Origin of the sequence: Candidatus Albibeggiatoa sp. nov. BB20 (assembly GCA_016744725.1) — a bacterium.
Taxonomy (GTDB): Bacteria; Pseudomonadota; Gammaproteobacteria; order Beggiatoales; family Beggiatoaceae; genus Albibeggiatoa.
In genome coordinates this window covers 1-5,522 of sequence record JADGDW010000225.1, presented here as the reverse complement: position 1 = coordinate 5,522, position 5,522 = coordinate 1, and the positions used below count along the sequence as shown (strand labels likewise).

Annotated in this window: 9 protein-coding genes and 2 pseudogenes; 7 read left to right on the top strand and 4 right to left on the bottom strand. The window is 36.4% G+C overall.

From position 1 onward, the window contains the following. Positions 1-1,289 (bottom strand): cellulase family glycosylhydrolase (locus ABXH34_RS17485; protein ID WP_353573168.1); only part of this gene is annotated, 1,289 nt, incomplete at its 3' end. A 323-nt stretch (positions 1,290-1,612) separates the two neighbouring features. Between ABXH34_RS17485 and ABXH34_RS17480 the strand changes: the two genes are divergently transcribed. Both ABXH34_RS17480 and ABXH34_RS17475 read left to right on the top strand, forming a co-directional pair. Continuing rightward, complete coding sequence (locus ABXH34_RS17480) at positions 1,613-2,395, top strand: DUF6602 domain-containing protein (RefSeq protein ID WP_353573167.1); 783 nt, start codon at positions 1,613-1,615, stop codon at positions 2,393-2,395. 9 nt (positions 2,396-2,404) lie between these two features. Beyond that, entirely contained in the window at positions 2,405-2,662 is a 258-nt protein-coding gene (locus tag ABXH34_RS17475) for a hypothetical protein (RefSeq protein WP_353573166.1), read from the top strand. Positions 2,663-2,881: 219 nt separating this feature from the next. Here the strand turns inward: ABXH34_RS17475 and ABXH34_RS17470 are convergent. Both ABXH34_RS17470 and ABXH34_RS17465 read right to left on the bottom strand, forming a co-directional pair. Further along, positions 2,882-3,139 (bottom strand): annotated as a pseudogene (locus ABXH34_RS17470) (Txe/YoeB family addiction module toxin); the annotation flags it as partial. A 30-nt stretch (positions 3,140-3,169) separates the two neighbouring features. Beyond that, positions 3,170-3,406, bottom strand: a complete 237-nt coding sequence (locus ABXH34_RS17465) for a hypothetical protein (protein WP_353573165.1) — start codon at positions 3,404-3,406, stop codon at positions 3,170-3,172. Between the two features lie 356 nt (positions 3,407-3,762). Between ABXH34_RS17465 and ABXH34_RS17460 the strand changes: the two genes are divergently transcribed. Next, positions 3,763-4,146, top strand: a complete 384-nt coding sequence (locus ABXH34_RS17460) for an ankyrin repeat domain-containing protein (RefSeq protein ID WP_353573164.1) — start codon at positions 3,763-3,765, stop codon at positions 4,144-4,146. Between the two features lie 133 nt (positions 4,147-4,279). Here ABXH34_RS17460 and ABXH34_RS17455 read toward each other — a convergent pair whose 3' ends face one another. Then, positions 4,280-4,519 carry a hypothetical protein gene (locus ABXH34_RS17455; protein ID WP_353573163.1) on the bottom strand — a complete coding sequence of 80 codons (240 nt, stop codon included), beginning with the start codon at positions 4,517-4,519 and terminating at the stop codon, positions 4,280-4,282. Between the two features lie 210 nt (positions 4,520-4,729). Between ABXH34_RS17455 and ABXH34_RS17450 the strand changes: the two genes are divergently transcribed. The 4 genes and pseudogenes from ABXH34_RS17450 to ABXH34_RS17440 all read left to right on the top strand — a co-directional run. Continuing rightward, complete coding sequence (locus ABXH34_RS17450; RefSeq protein WP_353573162.1) at positions 4,730-5,038, top strand: helix-turn-helix domain-containing protein; 309 nt, start codon at positions 4,730-4,732, stop codon at positions 5,036-5,038. A gap of 34 nt (positions 5,039-5,072) precedes the next feature. Then, positions 5,073-5,249 carry a MerR family DNA-binding transcriptional regulator gene (locus ABXH34_RS18795; RefSeq protein ID WP_502710429.1) on the top strand — a complete coding sequence of 59 codons (177 nt, stop codon included), beginning with the start codon at positions 5,073-5,075 and terminating at the stop codon, positions 5,247-5,249. Then, a pseudogene (locus tag ABXH34_RS18790) lies at positions 5,221-5,433 on the top strand (recombinase family protein); the annotation flags it as partial. The gene ABXH34_RS18795 and the pseudogene ABXH34_RS18790, both read left to right, overlap by 29 nt. Continuing rightward, on the top strand, positions 5,414-5,522 hold a 109-nt coding region (locus tag ABXH34_RS17440), incomplete at its 3' end, for a helix-turn-helix domain-containing protein (protein ID WP_353573169.1). The pseudogene ABXH34_RS18790 and the gene ABXH34_RS17440, both read left to right, overlap by 20 nt.

Below are 5,522 nucleotides of genomic sequence, written 5' to 3'. Positions count from 1 at the left end.
TTGTGATACCAAGGTGCATATTGATGAAAATCATACATCACATTACTAGCAGAATCAGTGATTAAGAAAGGCCCAGTCGAATTATCGCCGTAATCGATTTCAACAATTAATAAATGATTTGTGTCCACTAAACGAATCGCGTCAACTAATTCTTGACTATAAGTGACTAATTGGCTTGTTGCTGGTGCAGCAGGTTCGTTAAAAATATCGTAAGCCGCAATCACGATTTCATCTTTATAACGTGAGGCAATTTCTGACCATAAGGCTTTGGTACGGGCTTTGTAATCTGAATTGCTCCAGAATCCGCCGCTATATCCCGGCCCTTGAAATCCGCCATGTGGTGCGTGCATATCTAAAATCAAATAAACGCCCGCATCGCGTGCCCAATTGATGTTTTTATTTAACCAATCCCAACCTGCTTGTTTATAAGTATAAGGATTGTTTTCGTCTTCAAATAATTTCCACCACAAATCCAAACGCACCACGGTTAAACCCATGTTTGCCACGTCTTGATAGCTGTCTGCATCATAGTTATTACCACTAAAAATAATGTCTGCCGCCTCATCTTCTTCAGCATAAGCATTGAAATTAACACCTATTAAACGAATCGGGGCATTAGCCGCTCCAACCACCAATTGACGACCTTGTGCTTGAACAAAATCACTGCTGGTATGCGGTGTGGTGGTATAGGATTCAGGGGCATAAATCGCCACATCATCGACTAAAATATCAATTCCCGCATCAGGGCCATGCACATAAAAGTTGAGCGCACTGACTGCACCATTGGGTTGATAAGTGAATTGACCAAATAATTTAATCCAGTTATTTACATTTTCACTGGCACTGGTATCAATGCTGATGTATTGCGTCCCTGAACCATCGGTTTGCTTGATATTCATTTCAAATTTAATACTTTCAGTTAAAGTACTGTCGCTGATGTCAAAAGTGACAGGATTGGCTAAACGTACCCATGCACTGACATCGTAAGTGACACCCGCAGTTAATACGCCGTTAATGTCTTGGCTCACGCCGCCATAAAACGCGGTTCGGCTGTTGACTAAAGCACTGGACGTTCCTGTATGTGCCACGCTGCTACTATTCAATGCGCCCGCGCTACCAAACACTGACCAATCTTGATTTAATGGCAGGGTTTCAAAGCTGGGGTTGGTGAGTAGATTTGTAGGTGTTGCGTGAACGGAACAGGATAGGGTGATTAGCATACTTGCGAGTAAAAAAGCCAGATGCTTTAAATAAGGTACTCGAAAACTTCGAGCAAGATTGAATTGCATACTTCTACCTCGAAAATTTATTGAACAATATTTCATTATTATCAAAGTGAATAATGGTCACTACTCCGATAAACTCAGGAAATAAGCTACGTGAATAACAGTAAAGTGATTGATTATATTTTTTAATGCTACCCAGAGATAGCTTATATTGCCTTGCTGTAAAAAGGGTATTGCCAATAAAACTAGCAGTAATATGGGAATTGGGCAAGGAGACGGTAGAAAAAAACCGTTGTTTGTTGTGTGAATAAGTTTAAGAAGGAATGGTTTATAGTTATACTAGAATCAAAAAATCATATTTGAAAGACATGGTATTTATCTAAACAATGCTTGAATCACATATAAATTCTATTGAAAATATTTTACTTGCTCAAAGTAAGGTCGCACAAAATGCAGGACATCCCAATCTTCGTGGTGGACCAAGAGAGTGGTTTATACGAGAGTTTTTAGAGGGACACTTACCCAGTAGCTTGGAAGTAGGGCAAGGGGAAGTTGTTGATGAAAATAGTGAGCCTAATCCTCCAAAAGACCGCTATAGACCTCAAGTTGACATTGTAATTTATAGGCGAGATTTGCCAAAAATAATGTATTCAAGAGATAATATGGCTTTTTTGGCAGAAGGTGTGATTGCAACAATCGAAAGTAAATCCAACTTAACAAAAGCTGAGCTAAAGAAGGCTTGTAAGGCAAGCTGTACTCATAAAGAGCTTGTTAGAACACCACCACTTCATCAGTTTGGAAATTCACAACAAGATATTCTTTCTTATATTGTTGCTTTTGACTCATCTACAAAAAGCATAGGGACTATGGCAGCATGGATGCCTAAAATTCAGAACGAATTAGAAAATGTTTCAAAAGATAATTTAATTGATATGATAATTGTATTAGGTAAAGGTGTTATATGGAACATAGATAAGCTTTCTTTGAATAAGCCTTCTAATGTTCCAAATGGACATTATTGGGCTTATGTATCACAAAAAGAAGGTAATTTATTTTTCTTATTTACACATTTCTTAACTTGGATGGATACTTTAAGTTCACCTCCAAATCTTAATAATTATGTTGCAACTGCTTCAGCTATAACATTTAACGAGTTCTCAACTATTTAGGTAATAAAAATGCAAGTTGATATTTATAAGGTAAAAAAGCGTAAAAAGCCTCAAATTACTGAATTCTTGATGGTTGAATCTGGTTTTGATTACAAAAAAAAAGTTTCCCCAGATGAATTGAATAAATTAGGGGAACTTATATTTTCTCGTCAGATAGAAATCAATCCTGGAGAGCAGCGAATTGCATTGAATTCAAATGATGTAATTGAGGAAATTAATAAGAAAGGTTTTCATATTGAGACCGTAGAGATTAAAACAACAATATAGTCGCACGGTAGGTTGGGTTGAAGCACGAAGCCCAACTGTTCAATAAAGCTACAATTTTGTTGAGCTTCCTTCGTCAGCACAACCTACGAATATAGCTCGTTACCTTGCTTATTTGGTAATGCCTGTTCCAAAAGCTCTGCTTTATAAGATATTTCGCAAGCTGAGTTTGTAAGGCAAGCATTCCCAAACTCATCCTATTTGCTACATCTGAATGATTTTTTAAATGCTATCAAAAGCTTCAGGTGGGATATTTTCATAGTGATAGCGTGCTCGCCATACATATACAAAGTTTTCATCAAAACTATAAATGAGGCGGTTTTGCTTATCTATTCGACATGACCAAAGTCCTGCTTTATCACCTTTGAGTGGTTCAGGTTTGCCAATGCTGACATGAGGGTTAGTGCAAAGTTGTTCTAAAATTGTTTTGATTCGTTGATACTTTTTATTATCAGTTGCTGCCCAATGGCGTAAATCATCTAATGCAGCCTCATATAATTCTCAATTGCCTCATAGTAAATTATCTATTTCAGATGGTTGGCATTGCTTCCATTGCTTCTGATTGAATTGTTGTCCAGCTTGATGTAGTTGTTCATCTTGCATGGCTTGTTGTTGCCATAAATGTTTTTGCGATGTTGTCTGAATCAGTAATTTTAAAGCGGCTTCTAATGCTTGTTCTTGATGTAAACCAGTGATGTATATGGCTTCTTGGAGTAGTGTACTGTCAACTTTGATTGCTTGTTGCATGGTGAAATCCTAGTCAAATAGTTATATAAGGATTTTAGCAGATTTGGGAGAAAGAAACGTAACATGGGACGAAGCCGTTACAAAATTCTGAATGAACAATCCCCCTATTTTCACACTCGTACTGTAGTTGATTGGTAAGCTATATTTACGCGCCCCGATTCTGTGCAAATTTTGTTAGGTCGTTTTGTATGGTTACAGGAAAAAAATCGTTGTTTATTATGTGAACAAGTTTAAGAAGGAATGGTTAGAGAGGATGACATATTAAGTAAATTCTTGACGCAGAGCATTTGGGGTCGATTCCAACAAAAGACGGCGGGAACAAGAATGATAAAACCACATTTAAAGAAGGTACGTAAATGGATACAGAACTAAAAGAGCTATTTAAACGATATACTTCTGAGTCAATGGATTTTATTGGTATTAATTTAAAAGATGTTAATCAACTGGGTGCTGGTGATGACTGCCTGCTACATGTAGCATCACGGTGGGGCTTAATAAATGATGTCAGCACTCTTTTAAAGCATGGTGCATCTGTCAATGCTCTTGGAGATATGAGTTTAACTCCTTTGCATTATGCAGCTCAAAAGGGGCATCTTGGTATTGTAAAAAAACTATTAGAAGCAGGTGCTGTAATAGATTGCAAAGATGAATTTGGCAAAACCTCACTAGATTGGGCAAAAGACCTAAAAAGAACAGAAATTGTTAACTTTTTAAAAGAATATAGAATGATGAATTCTTGAAATAGAGTGTATTTTGTTCTCAAATTCTAGAGCTTGTAAAAGAACCTCATTTTTCGTATTTTCGATAACGTAAAATCAACAAGTTACGAGTCAAAAATAAAATGTTTTTGTAAACCCTTAACTTGGTAGCAAACTAGTTTAATGTTTCTCTCTCGTGCTGAACCAATGGAATAATATGGTGAAGTTCCCCTTTCAAGCTGTCAATTAATGCGTCAATAGCCGTTAAACGTACTTCCACTCTTTTCAAATCGTCAGGGTTTTCACCTAAATACAAATCACCTATTATTTCATCTATAAATTCGATAATATGCTGTTGTTTCCAAAGTGAATTATCAACAATTTCCCAATAAGGAGATTCTGGTGTGTTTTGCATGGTTATTCCTTACATGTTTTTACCTGTTGTGTATTTATATTTGTATCTGTAACCTATTTTAGGTTGTAGTGACGTGTCCGACTCTATACTGGATTGTCTGGATTCAATATTAATAGAAGTTTTGTTCTATTTCAAGAGGTGAGTCAGACAAAAAACTCAACAAAAATAGAATTTTTATTCTATTCAGTATCTTAGATGGGTAATTTTTGAATGATTTTTTTAAAAGAAGAACGCAAAAGATTAGATTTAACACAGGGCGATGTAGCAAAAATTTGTGGGGTAACCATCAAGGCAGTATCTAACTGGGAGACTGGCAGGGCTACAATAAAATCTACATATTTAGACCTCCTTTCTCGAGCAGGGTTTAATACTGATTACATTATTACTGGGATTTATGGGCGTAAAAAAATAGAAGAAACTTCTAGTGCTGAACTATTGGATATTTTAGAAATGATATTACAGAGTCATGAGCAGCAAACAGAGCAAATCAAACACCTAATTACTAAAATTAGGGGGTAATAACTGCAACTTGAAATCCACAATTGATGTACTAATGTTAAAAAAACTTGTAAAAATAGGTGAAGCTGCAAAGATACTAGGTTCAAGTCCTGCCCAGTTAAGGAAGTGGGAATTGACAGGAGAATTATTGCCAGCAAGGAAAACTAAAGGTGGGACAAGATATTACGATATTAATAGCTTGCTTGCAGATTGGAGCAGAATTAATATTTAGTTTATGTGAAAAACAGAATATAGAAATTATCATTATTCACCAAGGTGAATAACCCAGTTTTGAGGAAGAGTAAGCTCAAGACGTATTGGAAATCATCACCGTATTTTCTGCTCGCTTACATGGTAGTCGTAGCGATAAAAATAAGAAGTTAATGGAAGCTTTGAATGATGTTGCTAGCGCATAAAGTTGAACTGAGACCGACAAAGGAACAAGCTGTCTATTTAGATAAAGCTTGCGGTTCACGTCGTCATTGTTACAATCAATTACTGGCTC

What these genes read in the sequence shown, in the direction of transcription:
- ABXH34_RS17480 (WP_353573167.1), top strand. Translation starts at nt 1,613, where the DNA reads ATGCTTGAATCACATATAAATTCTATTGAAAATATTTTACTTGCTCAA.
- ABXH34_RS17475 (WP_353573166.1), top strand. Translation starts at nt 2,405, where the DNA reads ATGCAAGTTGATATTTATAAGGTAAAAAAGCGTAAAAAGCCTCAAATT.
- ABXH34_RS17465 (WP_353573165.1), bottom strand. Translation starts at nt 3,406, where the DNA reads ATGCAACAAGCAATCAAAGTTGACAGTACACTACTCCAAGAAGCCATA.
- ABXH34_RS17450 (WP_353573162.1), top strand. Translation starts at nt 4,730, where the DNA reads ATGATTTTTTTAAAAGAAGAACGCAAAAGATTAGATTTAACACAGGGC.
- ABXH34_RS17460 (WP_353573164.1), top strand. Translation starts at nt 3,763, where the DNA reads ATGGATACAGAACTAAAAGAGCTATTTAAACGATATACTTCTGAGTCA.
- ABXH34_RS17455 (WP_353573163.1), bottom strand. Translation starts at nt 4,519, where the DNA reads ATGCAAAACACACCAGAATCTCCTTATTGGGAAATTGTTGATAATTCA.
- ABXH34_RS18795 (WP_502710429.1), top strand. Translation starts at nt 5,073, where the DNA reads ATGTTAAAAAAACTTGTAAAAATAGGTGAAGCTGCAAAGATACTAGGT.